The organism is Luteimonas rhizosphaerae, assembly GCF_002849595.1.
In the GTDB taxonomy this organism is placed as follows: domain Bacteria; phylum Pseudomonadota; class Gammaproteobacteria; order Xanthomonadales; family Xanthomonadaceae; genus Luteimonas; species Luteimonas cellulosilyticus.
Genome location: NZ_NRQR01000013.1, coordinates 25,830 through 42,162, shown reverse-complemented (window position 1 = coordinate 42,162; position 16,333 = coordinate 25,830). Strand labels below are relative to the sequence as shown.

The 16,333-nt window shown below is 69.9% G+C and carries 11 protein-coding genes and 2 pseudogenes; all 13 read right to left on the bottom strand.

The features are described from left to right. Window positions 1-70: 70 nt before the first annotated feature. On the bottom strand, window positions 71-3,595 hold the full coding sequence (gene dnaE, locus CJ022_RS06105; RefSeq protein WP_101925786.1) for a DNA polymerase III subunit alpha: 3,525 nt from the start codon (window positions 3,593-3,595) through the stop codon (window positions 71-73). Between the two features lie 440 nt (window positions 3,596-4,035). After that, window positions 4,036-4,692 carry a ribonuclease HII gene (gene rnhB / locus CJ022_RS06100; RefSeq protein ID WP_101925785.1) on the bottom strand — a complete coding sequence of 219 codons (657 nt, stop codon included), beginning with the start codon at window positions 4,690-4,692 and terminating at the stop codon, window positions 4,036-4,038. Beyond that, complete coding sequence (lpxB, locus tag CJ022_RS06095) at window positions 4,689-5,921, bottom strand: lipid-A-disaccharide synthase (RefSeq protein ID WP_233198629.1); 1,233 nt, start codon at window positions 5,919-5,921, stop codon at window positions 4,689-4,691. The genes rnhB and lpxB overlap by 4 nt, the downstream gene beginning before the upstream one ends. Before the next feature lie 51 nt (window positions 5,922-5,972). Beyond that, window positions 5,973-6,770 (bottom strand): acyl-ACP--UDP-N-acetylglucosamine O-acyltransferase, encoded by a 798-nt coding sequence (gene lpxA, locus CJ022_RS06090; protein ID WP_101925783.1) that lies wholly within the window; start codon window positions 6,768-6,770, stop codon window positions 5,973-5,975. A gap of 1 nt (window position 6,771) precedes the next feature. Next, window positions 6,772-7,227: a 3-hydroxyacyl-ACP dehydratase FabZ gene (gene fabZ, locus CJ022_RS06085; RefSeq protein WP_101925782.1), complete on the bottom strand. Its 456-nt coding sequence runs from the start codon at window positions 7,225-7,227 to the stop codon at window positions 6,772-6,774. Continuing rightward, a pseudogene (gene lpxD, locus CJ022_RS06080) lies at window positions 7,224-8,254 on the bottom strand (UDP-3-O-(3-hydroxymyristoyl)glucosamine N-acyltransferase). Before lpxD ends, fabZ begins: the two are co-directional and overlap by 4 nt. A gap of 23 nt (window positions 8,255-8,277) precedes the next feature. Beyond that, window positions 8,278-10,822 (bottom strand): annotated as a pseudogene (gene bamA / locus CJ022_RS06075) (outer membrane protein assembly factor BamA). An 82-nt stretch (window positions 10,823-10,904) separates the two neighbouring features. Further along, window positions 10,905-12,266, bottom strand: coding sequence for an RIP metalloprotease RseP (gene rseP, locus CJ022_RS06070; RefSeq protein WP_101925781.1), 1,362 nt, complete (start codon window positions 12,264-12,266; stop codon window positions 10,905-10,907). 9 nt (window positions 12,267-12,275) lie between these two features. Further along, window positions 12,276-13,391: a 1-deoxy-D-xylulose-5-phosphate reductoisomerase gene (locus CJ022_RS06065; protein WP_101925780.1), complete on the bottom strand. Its 1,116-nt coding sequence runs from the start codon at window positions 13,389-13,391 to the stop codon at window positions 12,276-12,278. A gap of 120 nt (window positions 13,392-13,511) precedes the next feature. After that, window positions 13,512-14,351: a phosphatidate cytidylyltransferase gene (locus tag CJ022_RS06060; RefSeq protein ID WP_101925779.1), complete on the bottom strand. Its 840-nt coding sequence runs from the start codon at window positions 14,349-14,351 to the stop codon at window positions 13,512-13,514. Beyond that, a complete protein-coding gene (gene uppS / locus CJ022_RS06055) occupies window positions 14,348-15,115 on the bottom strand; it encodes a polyprenyl diphosphate synthase (protein ID WP_101925778.1) in 768 nt (255 codons plus the stop codon). Before uppS ends, CJ022_RS06060 begins: the two co-directional genes overlap by 4 nt. 20 nt (window positions 15,116-15,135) lie before the next feature. After that, window positions 15,136-15,693: a ribosome recycling factor gene (gene frr / locus CJ022_RS06050; RefSeq protein ID WP_101925777.1), complete on the bottom strand. Its 558-nt coding sequence runs from the start codon at window positions 15,691-15,693 to the stop codon at window positions 15,136-15,138. A gap of 171 nt (window positions 15,694-15,864) precedes the next feature. Continuing rightward, complete coding sequence (locus CJ022_RS06045; RefSeq protein WP_101925776.1) at window positions 15,865-16,326, bottom strand: hypothetical protein; 462 nt, start codon at window positions 16,324-16,326, stop codon at window positions 15,865-15,867. Window positions 16,327-16,333: the final 7 nt, after the last annotated feature.

Here is a 16,333-nt window from a genome sequence, read left to right as displayed (position 1 = left end):
CCCGTACGTGGGCGTTTGGAACGCAGATCGGCGCACGTTGCCCGATCTTGCGCGGCGCGGCGCGGCGGCCTCAACTGGCCCAAGGCTTGGACATGTCGAGCCGCGCGACGCGTACGCCCGGTTGCGCGCGCAGGCTGCCGGGCAGGTCGGCGTCGGCGCGGATCGACTGGCTGCCGTTGACGTCGAGCGTGCCGGCGGTGCCGTCGAGCAGCAGATCCAGCCGTAACGGCGTCGGGCCGGGGCGGTGCTGCGCCAGCAGCCGCTCGACCCGGTCCAGCGTGCCGGGAACGCGCAGGTCCAGCCGCAGCGACAGGCGGCGCGCGTGCTGCGGGCAGACGGCGTGGAAATCCCAGCAGCGTTTGACCCGCAGCGCGAAGCCGCCGCTGAACTCGTCTTCGCGCAGGCCGCCCTCGACGATCAGGATCCGGTCGCGGGTCAGCAGGTGCGCGTATTCGGCCGAAGCATCGGCGAAGAACCCGCATTCGAGCCGGCCGCGGCCGTCCTCCAGCAGCACGAAGGCCTGCGAATCGCCGCGCTTGCGCATGGAACCGACCTGGCCGGCGACGATGACCTGGGTTTCCGGACGCCAGCTGTTGCCGCCGCCCTTCTGGTCGCGCGCCGCCCACAGGCTGTCGAGCTGACCCAGATCGGTCCCGACCAGCGCCTGCAACTCCGCGCGGTAGGGATCGAGCGGATGGCCACTGAGGTAGTGGCCCAGCGTGTCGCGCTCGCCGTCGAGGATCTGCTTCAGCGGCCAGTCGTCGCATTCGGGCAGGTCGATGTGCAGGTCGTCCTGGCCGTTGCTGCTGCCGAACATGTCCATCATGCCGGCGTCGCGGTTCTTGGCCAGCTGGTCGGTCGCCTTCAGCGCCTCGGGCAGCTGCAGCATCAGCGACGCGCGGTTGCGGCCCAGCGCATCGAGCGCGCCGGCGTGGATCAGCGCTTCGAGCGTGCGTTTGTTCATGCGCGTCGAATCGACCCGGCGGCAGAAATCCAGCAGATCGGTGTAGACACCGCCCTGCAGCCGCGCCTCGCCGATGCTCTCGCAGGCGCCGCGGCCCACGCCCTTCACCGCGCCCAGGCCGTAGCGGATGGTCGTCGGATCGATCGCCTCGAACATGTAGGCCGACGCGTTGACGTCCGGCGGCAGCACCGTGATGCCCTGGGCGCGCGCCTCGTCGAGGAAGCCGGTGACCTTGTCGGTGTTGTCCATGTCCGAGGACAGCACCGCGGCCATGAACTCGGCCGGGTAGTGCACCTTCAGCCACGCGGTCTGGTAGGCGACCAGCGCGTAGGCGGCCGAGTGCGACTTGTTGAAGCCGTACTCGGCGAATTTCTCCATCAGGTCGAAGATCGACGTGGCGACCCGGGGATCGACGCCGTTGGTCGCGGCGCCGGCCTCGAACTTGGCGCGCTCCTTGGCCATCTCCTCGGCCTTCTTCTTGCCCATCGCGCGGCGCAGCAGGTCGGCGCCGCCCAGCGAATAGCCGGCCAGGACCTGGGCGATCTGCATCACCTGTTCCTGGTAGACGATGACGCCGTAGGTCGGCGACAGCACCGGTTCCAGCGACGGATGCGGATAGCTGACGTCCGTGCGGCCGTGCTTGCGGTCGACCCATTCCTTGTCCATCCCCGAACCCAGCGGGCCGGGCCGGAACAGCGCGGCGAGCGCGATGATGTCCTCGAAGGTATCGGGCTGGGCGCGCTTGAGCAGCTCGCGCATGCCGCGCGATTCGAACTGGAACACCGCGACGGTGTCGCCGCGCGCGAACAGCTTGTAGCTCTCGACGTCGTCGAGCGGCAGCGCGGCGATGTCGAGCGGATCCTCGCCGGCCGCCGCGCGGCGCGCGTTGATCGCCTTGACCGCCCAGTCGATGATCGTGAGCGTGCGCAGGCCGAGGAAGTCGAACTTCACCAGGCCGATGGTTTCGACGTCGTCCTTGTCGAACTGGGTGACCGGATTGCGGCCTCGGCCGTCCTCGTCGTGTTCGGCGAACAGCGGGCAGAAGTCGCTGAGCGGCGACGGCGCGATGACCACGCCGCCGGCGTGCTTGCCGGCGTTGCGGGTCAGGTCCTCGAGCTGCAGGGCGAGATCGAGCAGGTCGCGGACGTCGTCCTCGTCGTTGTAGCGCGCGATGAGTTCGTCCGAGCGCCAGGCATCGTCGCTGCGGGACTTCTCGGTGCGGCCCAGCGCGTCGTCGAGGCCGATGCCGAGCGTCATCGGCACCAGCTTGGCGACGCTGTCGACGAAGCCGTAGGGATAGCCGAGCACGCGACCCGAATCGCGCACGACCGCCTTCGCGGCCATCGTGCCGTAGGTGATGATCTGGCTGACGCGGTCGCGGCCGTACTTCGCGGCGACGTAGTCGATGACCTCGTCGCGCCGGTCCATGCAGAAGTCGATGTCGAAGTCGGGCATCGACACGCGTTCGGGATTGAGGAAGCGCTCGAACAGCAGGTCGTAGGGCAGCGGATCGATGTCGGTGATCTTCAGCGCCCAGGCGACCAGCGAGCCGGCGCCGGAACCGCGGCCCGGACCGACCGGGATGTCGTGTTCCTTGGCCCACTTGATGAAGTCCGAGACGATGAGGAAGTAGCCCGGGAACCCCATCTTGGTGATGACGTCGAGCTCGATGTCCAGACGCTCGACGTAGCTCTCGCGGGTGTGCCCGGGTGCCAGCGGGTACTTCGCCAGCCGCTCCTCGAGGCCCTCGTGCGACTGCGCGCGGATCCAGGTGTCGAGCGTGTGCTCGGTCGGGACCGGATAGGCGGGCAGGTAGTAGGTGCCCAGCCGCAGTTCGAGGTTGCAGCGCTGCGCCAGGGCGAGCGTGTTGTCGACCGCGTCGGGCACGTCGCTGAAGAGCGCGGCCATCTCGTCGCCGGACTTCAGGTACTGCTCGCGCGTGTACAGATGCGGGCGGCGCGGATCGTCGAGCACGCGCCCGGTCGAGATGCACACACGCGCCTCGTGGGCATCGAAGCCTTCGGCATCGAGGAAGCGCACGTCGTTGCCGGCGACGACCGGCAGGCTGTGGTCGGCCGCGACCTGCAGCGCGAGCGCGTTGTGCACGGCCTCGTCGTCGAAGCCGCAGCGCGACAGCGCCAGGAACAGACGGTCGTCGAACACCGTGCGCCAGTCGGCGAACCACTGCCGGGCGAGATCGTCGCGACCGCCGGCCAGCAGCTTCGCCGCAGGCCCGTGGCGACCGGCGATCGCGAACAGGCCGGCGTTCGCTTCGCGCAGCCACGATGGCCGCACGACGACGCCGTCCGTGCGATGGCCTTCCATCCAGGCGCGGGTCAACAGGCGCGACAGCGACAGGTAGCCGTCGTGGTCGCGGCACAGCAGGGTCAGCGTCGTCGCCGGTTCGTCGCCCTCGGCCAGCGAAATGTCCGCACCCATCACCGGCTTGATGCCGGCGCCTTCGGCCGCCCTGTAGAACTTCACCAGCGAGAACAGGTTGTTGCGGTCGGTCACCGCGACCGACGGCTGCCCGAGCGCCGCGCAGCGTTTGACCAGCGCCTTGATCCGGATCGTCGAGTCGGAGAGCGAGTACTCGCTGTGGGTCTGGAGATGGACGAAACGGGCGGACATTGCGGGCTGCGGAGACCTGTCGTCGGAGATCGGGGGTCCGCGGATGGCGCGGGAGCGCCCGGACATGCGACGCGGGCGGGCCGAGGCCGCCTGTTCGGTCGAGGCCGCGGCCCGGCAGATCAGGTTAGGGCCGGCAGGCGACCCGGACAAGGCTTGACAGCGGGCCCGCGCGCACGCGGCCGCACCGGTTCAGCGCGACGCTGCGTTCTGCCACGCCGGGACGTCATCGAAGGTGGTCGCCGATGCAGGGCCGACCTGGCGCCGTTCACCTGCCGCGGCAGGCCGGACGGGGCATCGAACGGGTGCCGCCCACCCGCGGCGATGCGCCTGGACCAGCGCGATGCCCGGTGACCCGCCATGGGGTTCGCGGCGGATCGCGGACGCGCAGGCATCACCCGGATGTCGACGTGCGGGGTACACGCAGGCACCCGCGGAGACGGTCACGCCGGTTCGGCGTGCGGCATCGTCTGCGGATCCGCGAACAGATCGGCGGTCGTCGGACGCGAAGGCGGCGGCGCCGATCCGGGCAGCAGACGCGACACCGGCGCGAAACTCCGCCGGTGCTGCGCGCAGGGACCGTGGGCCAGCAGCGCGGCCAGGTGCGTCGGCGCGGAGTACCCCTTGTGGCGGTCGAAGCCGTACGCCGGGAACTGCGCATGCAGCGCGACCATAGAGCGGTCGCGCGCGACCTTGGCGAGGATCGAGGCCGCCATGATCGCCTGCTCGATCGCATCGCCGCCGACGATCGCGCGGGCGGGGCAGGGCAGGCCGCGCGGCAGGCGGTTGCCGTCGATCAGCACGCGCTCGGCCGCGGGCGCCAGCGCCTGCACCGCGCGCGCCATGCCGACCATCGTCGCCTGGAAGATGTTGATGCGATCGATCTCGTCGACCTCGACGAATTCCACGCGCCAGGCCAGCGCACGCTCGACGATCTGCGGATACAGCGCCTCGCGGCGTTTTTCGGTCAGCTTCTTCGAATCGTCCAGACCGTCGATCGGGCGCTTCGGATGCAGGATCACCGCCGCGACCACGACCGGCCCGGCCAGCGGGCCACGCCCGGCTTCGTCGACACCGGCGGTGCGCAGGCGGCGGGTCACGGCGAATGCGCCGTTGCGGCAGGCGCGGGCAGGGCCGGCATCGCCAGACGCGCGACCGCGTCGGCCGCGGTCGCCGAGGCACCCTGGCGCAGCTGCAGGTGCAGTTCGCGATAGACCGGCTGCAGCGCCTCGGCCGCGGCCGGATCGCGGAACCAGTGCAGCACCGCGGCCGAGAGATGCGCGGGCGTGCAGTCTTCCTGCATGAACTCCGGTGCGATCGTGCGCCCGGCCAGCACGTTGGGCAGCGAGAACCGATCGACCTTCATCAGTTTGAAGAGCCGCACGAGGAAGGCGGTGCTCGGGGCGATGCGGTAGCCGACGACCATCGGCCGCTTGGCCAGCAAGGCTTCCAGCGTCGCGGTGCCCGAGGCCAGCAGCACGACATCGCTGGCGACCATCGCGAGGCGGGCCTGGCCGTCGAGCACCCGCACATCCAGCGAGGCGAAGCGCGGCTGCGCGCGCAGCGCGTCGATCGCGGCGCGGCAGCCGGCATTCGCGGCGGGCACGACGATCAGCAGACCGGGCAACGCCTCGGCGACGCGCGCGGCCGCGTCCAGGAACACCTCGCCGAGTCGCGCGATCTCGCCCAGCCGCGAGCCCGGCAGGACGGCCAGCACCCTGGCCTCGGGCGCGAGGCCGAGCGCGTCGCGCGCCGCCGCGCGATCGGGCTCGAGCGCCAGCATTTCCGCCAGCGGATGGCCGACGAAGCGCGCATCGACGCCATGCCTCGCATAGATCGGCGGTTCCATCGGGAACAGGCACAGCACCAGATCCGCGCTGCGGCCGATCTTCGCCGCACGGCCCTGCCGCCAGGCCCAGATCGACGGGCTGACGTAATGCACGGTGCGGATGCCGTGACGCTTGAGCGAGCGCTCTAGGCCGAGATTGAAATCGGGTGCATCGATGCCGATGAACACGTCCGGACGCCAGTCGAGCAGGCGCGCGCGCAGGCGGCCGCGCAAGGTCAGCAGCCGCGGCAGATGGCGCAGCACTTCCGACAGCCCCATGACCGCGAGCTCGGAGGCGTCGTGCCAGGTGGTCATGCCGGCGGCGCGCATCGCATCGCCGCCGACACCGGCGAACGTCGCCTGCGGATGGCGCATGCGCAGCTGCTCGATCAGTCCGGCGCCGAGCAGATCGCCGGACGCTTCGCCGGCGACGAGCGCAATGCGCAGCGGCGCGCCGGGCGAGCCGTCGTGCAGCGATGGGACAGGGGCGGGCGCGGACATGGACACGACGTCATTGTGCGGCATCGACGGATCGCCGTGCCGCGCGAGCGGTCAACGCAGCAGCGGACGATCGCCTGCGTCGATGAAGTCGAGGAAGCTGCGCACGTCGTCGCTGTCGGCGGCCAGTTCGGCGAGTCGCACGCGGGCGTCGGCCAGCGTATCGCCGGACACGTACACCGCGCGGTAGGCGCGCTTGATCGCCGCCGTGCGCGCGCTGTCGAAGCCGCGCCGCTTCAGTCCCTCGGCATTGATGCCGCGCGGCCGGCCGTAGCCGTCCTGCGCGACCATGACGAACGGCGGCACGTCGCCGTTGACGAAGGCGCCCATGCCGATGAACGCATGCGCGCCGATCCGGCAGAACTGGTGGATGCCGACGAAGCCGCTGAGGATGACGTGGTCGCCGACGGTGACGTGGCCGGCCAGCGTGGCGTTGTTCGAGAACACGCAGCGGTTGCCGACGACGCAATCGTGGGCGACGTGCGTATACGCGAGGAACCAGTTGTCGTCGCCGACGCGGGTGATGCCGCCGCCGTCGCCGGTGCCGCGGTTGATCGTGACGAACTCGCGGATCGTGTTGCGGTCGCCGATGACGAGCTCCGCGCGTTCACCCGCGAACTTCTTGTCCTGTGGCTCGCCGCCGATCGCGGCGTGGCCGTGGATGTGGTTGTCGCGTCCGATGCGCGTCGGTCCGTGCACGCTGCAGTGCGGCCCGATGACGGTGCCCGCGCCGATCTCGACGTCCGCGCCGATGATCGTGAACGCGCCGATGCGCACGCCGTCGCCGAGCACGGCGCCGGGGTCGACGACCGCCGTGGCGTGGATCGCTGGCGTCAGCGCCGCGTCGCCCATGTCAGCGCTTCACTTCCGCGCAGAGGATCTCCGCGCAGGCCGCCTGCTCGCCGTCGACGCGCGCGACGCCGCTGTACATCGTCATGTTGCGGATCTCGCGCTTGATCGTGACCTCGAGCTCCAGGCGGTCGCCGGGTACGACCATCCGCGAGAACTTCGCGGCGTCGACCTTGACCAGGTAGGACAGGTTGCCTTCGCAGTTCTTGCCCTTGGTCAGGTGGGTCAGGATGCCGCCGGCCTGCGCCAGCGCCTCGATGACCAGCACGCCGGGCATGACCGGGCGATCGGGGAAGTGGCCTTCGAAGAACTGTTCGTTGGCCGACACGTTCTTGTAGCAGAGCACGCGCTTGCCCGGCTCGCACTCCATCACGCGGTCGATCAGCAGGAACGGATAACGGTGGGGCAGCAGCTTGCGGACGCCGGTGATGTCGATCGGCAGCGTGAACTCGGAACTCATGACTCCCCCTTGTCGCGCGCGGTGATCCGGCGCGCGAGTGAATCGAGCTGGCGGATCCGCACGGCATTCTTGCGCCATTCCCGGGTGGGCTGCGCGGGAATGCCGGCCGAATACTCGCCGGGCTCGGTGATGGATGCCGACACCATCGTCATCGCGTGGACGACGACGTTGTCGCAGATGTCGAGATGGCCGGCGACGCCGACCTTGCCCGCGAGCAGGCAGTAGCGGCCGATCCGGGTGCTGCCGGCGATGCCGACGCAACCGGCGATCGCGGTGTGCGCGCCGCTGCGGACGTTGTGGCCGATCTGGATCAGGTTGTCGAGGCGGACGCCTTCCTCGAGTGTGGTGTCCTCGAGCGCGCCGCGGTCGATCGTCGTGTTCGCGCCGATGTCGCAATCGTCACCCACCACGACGCCACCGAGCTGCGGCACGTTGATCCAGTGCGGGGTGCCGCCCGGCGGACGGTCCATCGCGAGACCGAAGCCTTCCGATCCGAGGACGGCACCGGGATGGATCGTCACCCGACGGCCCAGGCGCACGCGCGTGACCACGGTGACGCGGGCGATCAGACGTCGCCACCGTCCCCGCTCGCCGCTCCCCCCCCGACGCGGACGCCGGCCCCGATCGTCGTCCCCGCGCCGATGCAGACCTGCGGCCCGATCGAGGCGGTCGGATCGACGGTCGCGCCCGGATCGACCACGGCCGTCGGATGCACGCCGGCCGGCGCGGCGCGGACCGGTTCGAACAGCGCTGCGATCTTGGCGTAGGCGACATAGGGGTCGCGCGCGATCAGCGCGGTCCCGGCGAAGCCCTCGGCGTCCGCATCGCGCAGGATGACGATCCCGGCAGTCGTTCCGGCCAGCTGCGAGCGGTAGCGCGGATTCGACAGGAAGGCGAGCTGCGTGGGGCCGGCCTTCGCGAGCGTGCCGACGCCGTCGACGGCCTGCGCGCCATCTCCCCGCAGCGTCAGGTCGAAACGCTCGGCGAGCGCGGCGGCGGTCTGCGGAGAACGGGGGGGCTCAGCCATCGTGCGGACCTCGGATGCCCCGGTCAGAACGCGCCGCCGAACGTGAACTGCAGGCGCTCGACCTCGTCGCCTTCGCGGATCAGATCGCCCGAGCCACCGCGCACTTCGTCCTGCTTGCGCAGCGGATAGGCGTAGCTGATCGAGATCGGGCCGACCGGCGCGCGCCACATCAGCGCGATACCCGCCGACGCACGCAGCTCCTTCGCATCCCAGGAATCGACGTCCGCGTAGACGTTGCCGAAGTCGACGAACGCGGAGATGCGCGCGGCGGGCGACTTGATCAGCTGCGGGAAGAACATCTCGATCGAGCCGATGGTCTTGACCGCGCCGCCGACCGGCTGCAGGAAGGTGCTGCCGAGCGCCGCTTCGCGCGGGCCCAGGGTGTTGTCGCGGAAACCGCGCACCGAGCGCGCGCCGCCGGCGTAGAAGTTCTCGTAGAACGGCAGGCCGTTCGCGGTGAGCGTGCGGATGTAGTCGTCCGAGCCGGTCTCGCAGGGATCGCTCGGCGGCGGCGGCGGGGGCGGTGCCGGCGGATTCGGATTGGCAGTCGTGGGCGGCGTCGGCGGCGTCGGCGCGGTGTAGCAGACGTTACGCACGATGTCGCTGCCGTAGCTGTCGCCGTAGCCGATCTCGGCGCGGGTGTTGAGGATCAGTGCGCGGCTGATCGGCCAGTACTTCGAGATCTCGTAGTTGAGCTTGTAGTACTCGGCGGTCGAGCCGGGCAGCGTCGTCTCCAGCGAGACGCGCTGCATCATGCCGCGGGTCGGCTGCAGGAAATCGTTGCGGGTATCGCGCGCCCAGGCCAGCTCGCTGCGCCAGGCGTGGAAGGTGCGCGTGCCGAACGCGTCGACGTAGTCGACGATCGATTCCGGCGAGCTGCCGCGGAAGGTGAAGATCTGGTTGCGGTCGATGCCCAGCAGCAGCGAGATCGAGTCGTTCTCGGTCAGCGGGATGCCGAGGATCGTCTGCGCCGCAGCACTGGTCGACGAGTACTGCGCGGTGTTGAACTCGGAGTTGTCGAACTCGCGCCACCACAGGTTGTAGCCCAGCGACATGCCGCCGTCGGTGAAGTACGGATTCATGAAGGAGAACGAGTAGCGCTGCAGATAGACGTTGCGCTGCGCTTCGACCGAGACGCGGTTACCGCTGCCGAGGAAGTTGTTCTGCGACAGCTGCACGGAGGTCGTCAGGCCTGCCAGCTGCGAGTAGCCGAGGCCGAAGGTAAAGCTGCCCGACGTCGTCTCGGTGACGCTGAAGACCACGTCGACCTGGTCGTTGGTACCCGCGACCGGCTGGGTCTCGACGTTGACGCTGCCCGACTCGAAGTAGCCCAGGCGCTGCAGGCGGACCTTGGAGCGGTCGACCGCGGCCTGCGAGTACCACGCGTTCTCGAACTGGCGCATCTCGCGGCGCATCACCTCGTCGGAGGTGCGCGTGTTGCCCTTGAACTGGACGCGGCGCACGTTGACGCGCGGACCGGGCACGACCTGCATGTTGATCGCGACGGTGCGGTTCTCGCGGTCGACTTCCGGCACCGGATTGACCTGCGCGAACGCGTAGCCGATGTTGCCGAGCGTCGCGGTGATCGCGTCCGAACTCAGCTCCAGCAGCGCGCGCGAGAACACCTGGTCCTTCTGGATGAAGACGCGGCTCTCGATCTCTTCCTTGGGCAGCACCGTGTTAGATCTCGCCTTCGGTAATGCCGGCGGTGATGTACATGTCGGCCTTGTCGGGACTGATCGCGACCTGGATGTTGTCCTCGCTGAAATCGATGTAGCCGCGGTCGAGGTAGAAGTTGTGCAGCTTCTCGCGGTCGCCTTCGAGCTTCTCGCGCGCGTACTGGTCGTCGCGGCGGTACCAGCTGAGCCAGTTCGACTCGCCCGATTCCCAGTTGTCGGTCAGCGTGTCGAGGTCGTAGGTCTCGTTGCCGATGATGTTGATGTGGCGGATCTTCGCGGCGTCGCCTTCCTCGACGTTGATGGCGATGTCGACGCGGTTGCGGTCCAGGCGCGAGACCGTCGGCGTGATGTTGACGTTGTACTTGCCGCGGTTGTTGTACTGGCGCACCAGTTCCTGCGTCACGCGGTCGAGCGCGAGGCGGTCGAAGGTCTCGCCTTCCGACAGGCCGATGTCGTTCAGACCCTTGGTCAAGTCTTCGGTCTTGATGTCCTTGTTGCCGGTCAGCGTCAGGCGGTTGATCGCCGGGCGTTCGGTGACGTTGAACACCAGGATGTCGCCCTGGCGACCGACCTGCACGTCTTCGAAGAAGCCGGTGCGGTACAGCGCGCGCACGGCGTTGGTGAGCTGGGTCTGGTCGACGGCGTCGCCGCGCTCGATCGGCAGATAGGTGAACACCGTGCCGGCGCCGATGCGCTGCAGGCCATCGACGCGGATGTCGCTGACGGTGAAGCTGCTGGCGCTCGGCGGCGCCAGTGGCGGCAGCGTGGTGCCGGTCGCGGGCGCCGTCGTGGTCGCGGGTGCGGACTCCGTCGTCTGGGCCCAGGCTGGCGTGGCGATGGCCGCGGCAAGGGCGAGGGCAAGCAGGCGGCGGTCGGGCATTCGCGTCATCATCGGATCCGGGTAGGGGAGGTTGTCCGTCGCGGTGTCGCATGCGGCGGACGGTCGAGCGGTTGTCACGGCAGGGATGGCGTCAGCGCACCAGTTGCAGGATGTCGTTGTAGAACGCCAGGCCCATCAGGCTGGCCAGCAGCACCAGGCCGACATACTGCCCGGCCACCATCACGCGCTCGCTGACGGGGCTGCCCTTGAGCAACTCGATAAGGTAATACAACAGGTGTCCGCCATCCAAGAGCGGGATCGGCAGCAGGTTCAGGATCGCCAGGCTCAGCGACAGCAGCGCGAGGATCGTCAGATACCAGGCCGCGCCCTGCTGGGCGTAGGTATTCGCGGCGCGGGCGATGGTGATCGGACCCGATACCGTGTTCTCGAGCGCGAGCCGGCCGCTGAACGCCCGCCCTACCATGCCCACCAGCTGGCCGGTCAGATGACCGACCTCGCGGAACGCGACCGGCACCGCCGCAAGCGGACCGTAGCGCTGCATCGCATCCTTCTCCGGTAGCGGCAGCTCGCGCGGCGGCGCGACACCGAACGCCCAGTACTGGCCGCCGTCCGGATGGTCGAGGCGACCCGGGGTGATCTCCAGCGCCAGCCGGTCCCCGTCGCGCAGCACCTCGACCATCGCCGGCCCGCCGCGTGCGCCGAGCGTCTGCACCAGCGGTCCGATGTCCTCGAACCAGCGCACCGGCGCGCCGTCGATCGCGGTGATGCGGTCGTTCTCCGCCAGCACACCCCAGGCGGCTGAATCGGGCGTGACCTCGCCGATCACCGGCGGCAGCAGGAAATGCCGCGGCAGCAGGCCGATCGTCTGGGCGATGCGGCGCTGGTCGAACAACACGGGCAGCGTCGACAGCGGCAATGTGCGCTCGACCTCCCGGCCCTCGGCATCGACGACCTGCAGCGCGACATCGGCGTGATCGAGCGCGGCCGGCATCAGGGCCAGCTGGACCTCGGTCCAGGTCGGCGTGGCACGGTCGCCGACCGCTTCGATGCTGTCGCCGCTGCGCAGGCCCGCGGTCTCGGCGATGCCGGTGACCTGGCCGATCACCGGCGCGAAATCGGGGCGCCCGACGACGAACATCGCCCACAGCAGCACAACGCAGAGGATCAGGTTGGCGATCGGCCCGGCCGCGACGATCACGATCCGCTTCCACACCGACGCGCGGTTGAAGGCCTGCGACGCGTCTTCGGGTGCGACGGTGCCTTCGCGCTCGTCGAGCATCTTCACGTAGCCGCCGAGCGGAATCATCGCGATCTGGTAAACGGTGCCGTCGCGGCCACGGCGCGACCACAGCGCCCGCCCGAAGCCGACCGAGAAGCGCAGCACCTTGACTCCGCAGCGGCGCGCGACCCAGTAGTGGCCGAACTCGTGGAACGTGACCAGCACGCCCAGGCTGACGATCAGCCACCACACCGAGCCGAGGAATTCAGACATGTCGCGTGCTCAATGGACGGTGGCCGTGTCGAGGGCCGTACCCGCGACTCGCCGGGCGCGCGCGTCGGCATCGCGCAGCACGTCCAGCGAATCCGCAGGCGCGGCGGGGAGCGCGGCGAGTGTGTGCTCGACCAGCGCGGGAATGGACAGGAAGCGCAGTCGCCCCTGAAGAAACGCTGAAACCGCGACTTCGTTGGCCGCGTTCAGCAGCGCGGGCGCCGTGCCGCCGGCCTCGAGCGCTGCGCGCGCCAGGGCGAGGCACGGGAACGCGGCGAGATCCGGCGGCTCGAAATCGAGCCGTCCGTGCTGCAGCAGGTCCAGCCCGCCGACGCCCGAGGCGATCCGCTGCGGATCGCCCAGACCGACCGCGAGCGCGGTGCGCATGTCAGGCAGGCCCAGCTGGGCGAGCGTGGAGCCGTCGATGAACTCGACCAGGGAGTGCACCAGGCTCTGCGGATGCACCAGCACGTCGAGGCGCGAGGACGGCATGGCGAACAGATGATGCGCCTCGATCAGCTCCAGGCCCTTGTTCATCAGGGCCGGGGTGACGTCGGCCAGCGATGCCCGCGTGCGACCACGGAACGGGCCGCCCGACGCGGGCAGGACGATGCGCCGCACGCCGCTGCAATCGCCGCCGGGCGGCAGGCACTGGTGGATCGCGTTGTGCTCGCTGTCGATCGGCACGATGGCCGCGCCGGCCTCGCGCGCGGCCTGCATCATCAGCGCTCCGGCCAGCACCAGCGATTCCTTGTTCGCCAGCAGCACGCGCTTGCCGCTGCGCACCGCGGCCAGGGTCGAATCGAGGCCGGCGGCGCCGACGATCGCGGCGATAACGGTGTCGCAGGCATCGCCCGCAGCCAGCACGTCGAGTGCGTCGGCGCCGGCGTGCGCTTCGGTGGCGAGCCCGGCCGCGCGCAGGCCGTCGCGCAACGCGGCGGCGAGGGCCGGATCGGCGATGACCGCGTGATCGGGCGTATGCCGCGCGCACAGCGCAACGAGGGCGTCGACGTTGCTGCCGGCTGCGAGCACGCTGGCGCGCAGCCGCCCGGGGTGCCGGGCGATCACATCGAGCGCGGAGGTGCCGATCGAACCGGTGGCGCCGTAGACCGCGACCCGGCGGATCATCGCGCGCTCCCGTCGATCGCAGCGACGCGTGCCGCTGCAGCGCAGGACACGGTCGCAGGGCGCTCCGGGGCGGGCCTCTCGATCACGTGATGCAATGCGGACACCGGACGCATCGGCACCTCAAAAGCCGAGCCAGATCTGGCCGAACGCGAACACCGGCAGCGCGGCGAGCACGCTGTCGATGCGGTCGAGCACGCCGCCGTGGCCGGGAATCAGGGTGCCGGAATCCTTGGCGCCGACGTGGCGCTTGAGCAGGCTTTCGAACAGGTCGCCGACGACCGATGCGAAGACCGTCAGCAACGCGACCAGGGCCACCAGCGGCAGCTGCGCCAGGGTGGCGCCGGCCAGCGGCGCCGCCGCGACCGCGACGAGCACGCCGGCGAGCGCGCCGCCGATGAAGCCTTCGACGGTCTTGTTCGGGCTGATCCGCGGCGCCAGCTTGCGCTTGCCGAACCTGCGGCCGGCGAAATAGGCGCCGGTGTCGGTCGCCCAGACGATCGCCAGCGCCAGCAGCAGCCAGCGGTTGCCGTTCGAACCGCCCTCGTTGGCGTGGATCACGCACAGCGCGCACCAGGCGGGAATCACCGCCAGCGTGCCGGCCGCGAGCTTGAACACCCGCGCCTTGGTGTCGTGATCGGACGCGAAGTCGTAATGGCGCAGCCACAGCGCGGCCAGCAGCCACCAACCGACGCCGACCATCACCAGGATTTTCAGCAAAATCAGCGACCCGCCGCCGGTCGCCGACGCCCACACCACCGCCACCATCAGCAGCAGGTTGGTCAGCAGCAGCAGCGTGCGCGACAGCGTGTCCTCGATATCGGTCAGCCGCAGCCATTCCCACAGCGCGGCGAGGAACAAGATCGCCGAGACCGCGGCCATCCACGGCGTGTTGAGCAGCAGCACCGCGGCAATGGCGACGGGCGCCATCAGCAGCGCCGCGAGGATCCGGGTACTCGTCATCGGGCATTCGTCCGGGTGAGGGAGGGCGACGCGCCCTCGGCGATCTGGTCGCCGGTCAGGCCGAAGCGGCGCTCGCGCGACGCGTAGGCCTGCAGCGCCCGGTCGAGTTCGGCGGCGTCGAGCTCCGGCCACAGGGTCTCGGTGAACCACAGTTCGGTGTACGCCAGCTGCCACAGCAGGAAATTGCTGATCCGCAGGTCGCCGCCGGTGCGCACGAACAGGTCCGGCGCCGGCAGGTCCGACAGCGCCAGATGCGGCGCCATCGCGGCCTCGTCGATGTCCTCGGGCCGCAGGCGGCCGGCCGCGACTTCGCCGGCCAGCGTGCGGGCCGCGTGGGCGATGTCCTGGCGGCCGCCGTAGCTCGCGGCCACTGCCAGCACCAGGCGATCGTTGCCGGCCGTGTGGGCTTCGGCAGCGGCCATGCGGGCGCGGATCGCGTCGCTGAAGCGCTCACGCTCGCCGATGAAGCGCAGTCGCACGCCGCGGCGGTGCAGTTCGTCCACCTCGCGGTCCAGCGCGCCCATGAACAGCTTCATCAGCGCACCGACTTCTTCGTCGGGCCGGCCCCAGTTCTCGCTGGAGAACGCGAACAGCGTCAGCACCTCGATGCCGCGTTCGAGGCAGAAATCGATGCACAGATTGACCGTGCGCGCGCCGGCGCGGTGGCCGATGACGCGCGGGCGGCGACGACGCGCGGCCCAGCGCCCGTTGCCGTCCATGATGACGGCGAGGTGGCGCGGGACCGGTTGCAGCGGACTGGACATGGCGACGACGGCCGGGACCGTCAGACCGCCATCAGTTCCTGTTCCTTGCCCTTGACGACCTCGTCGACGTCCTTGATCGCCTTGTCGGTCAGTTTCTGGATCTCGTCCTCGCTGCGGCGCTCGTCGTCCTCGGAGATCGCCTTTTCCTTCAGCAGCTCCTTGACCTGCTGGTTGGCATCGCGGCGGATGTTGCGGATCGCGACCTTGGTGTCCTCGCCTTCGGCGTGCACGACCTTCGACAGTTCCTTGCGGCGTTCTTCGGTCAGCGCCGGCAGGTTCAGGCGGATCGTCGTGCCGGCGGTGTTCGGGGTCAGGCCGAGGTCGGAGCCGAGGATCGCCTTCTCGACGGCGGCGACCATCGGCTTCTCCCACGGCGTGATCGTCAGCGAGCGGGCATCGGACACCGCGATGCTGGCGACCTGGCTCAGCGGCATGTCCGAGCCGTAGTAGTTGACCTTCAGATGCTCGACCAGCGCCGTCGATGCGCGGCCGGTGCGCACCTTGATCAAGGTGTGCTTCAGCGCCTCGATGCTCTTGGCCATGCGCGTCTGGGTGTCTTTCTTGATGTCGTTGAGCATTGTTCGGGCCCGGTCCGTGTGCGGAATCGCACGATTATATAAGCAAGCGGCCTGCGCACCGGGCCGGCGGGTCGGCGCGACGCGATGCCGCCGCTGCACTGCCGGCCGGCAGACGCACCGAGACACGTGCTGCACCGCCGCAGAGCGTCGCGCGGCCGCCGCGTTTGCGGATCACGCCGGGTGCCGGCGCAGGCAGACCGGGCCGGCGAGCGGTGCGGGCCACAGCTGCACCAGATAGCGGTCGTCGCCGGCGAGCCCGTCGTCCGACAGCGTGTCCAGTCCCGAGGCGCACAACCGGACACGGTAATCTCCGGACGGCAGTGCGATCCGCGCGGCGTCGGGCAGATAGTCGGTGCAGCCGGCGACGACCAGCCGACCGCTGGCGACGTGCAGCGACGCTTCCGCCACGTGCGCGTGATCGGACGCAGGCGGGCCGGGATCGGCCGCCAGGACGTCGACCACGACAGGCACGGTCGTGTTGCGGGCCGTGCCGATGCCGACGAGGCCGGGCGCGGCGGTGATCATGCGGGCCACGGCCGCGTCGTCCCAGCACGCGGCCAGGTCGCCGTCGGCGCCATCGTCGCGCAGCAGGATCTGGAAATAGTCGGCGAACAGCGCGAACTCGTACCGCATGTCGCTC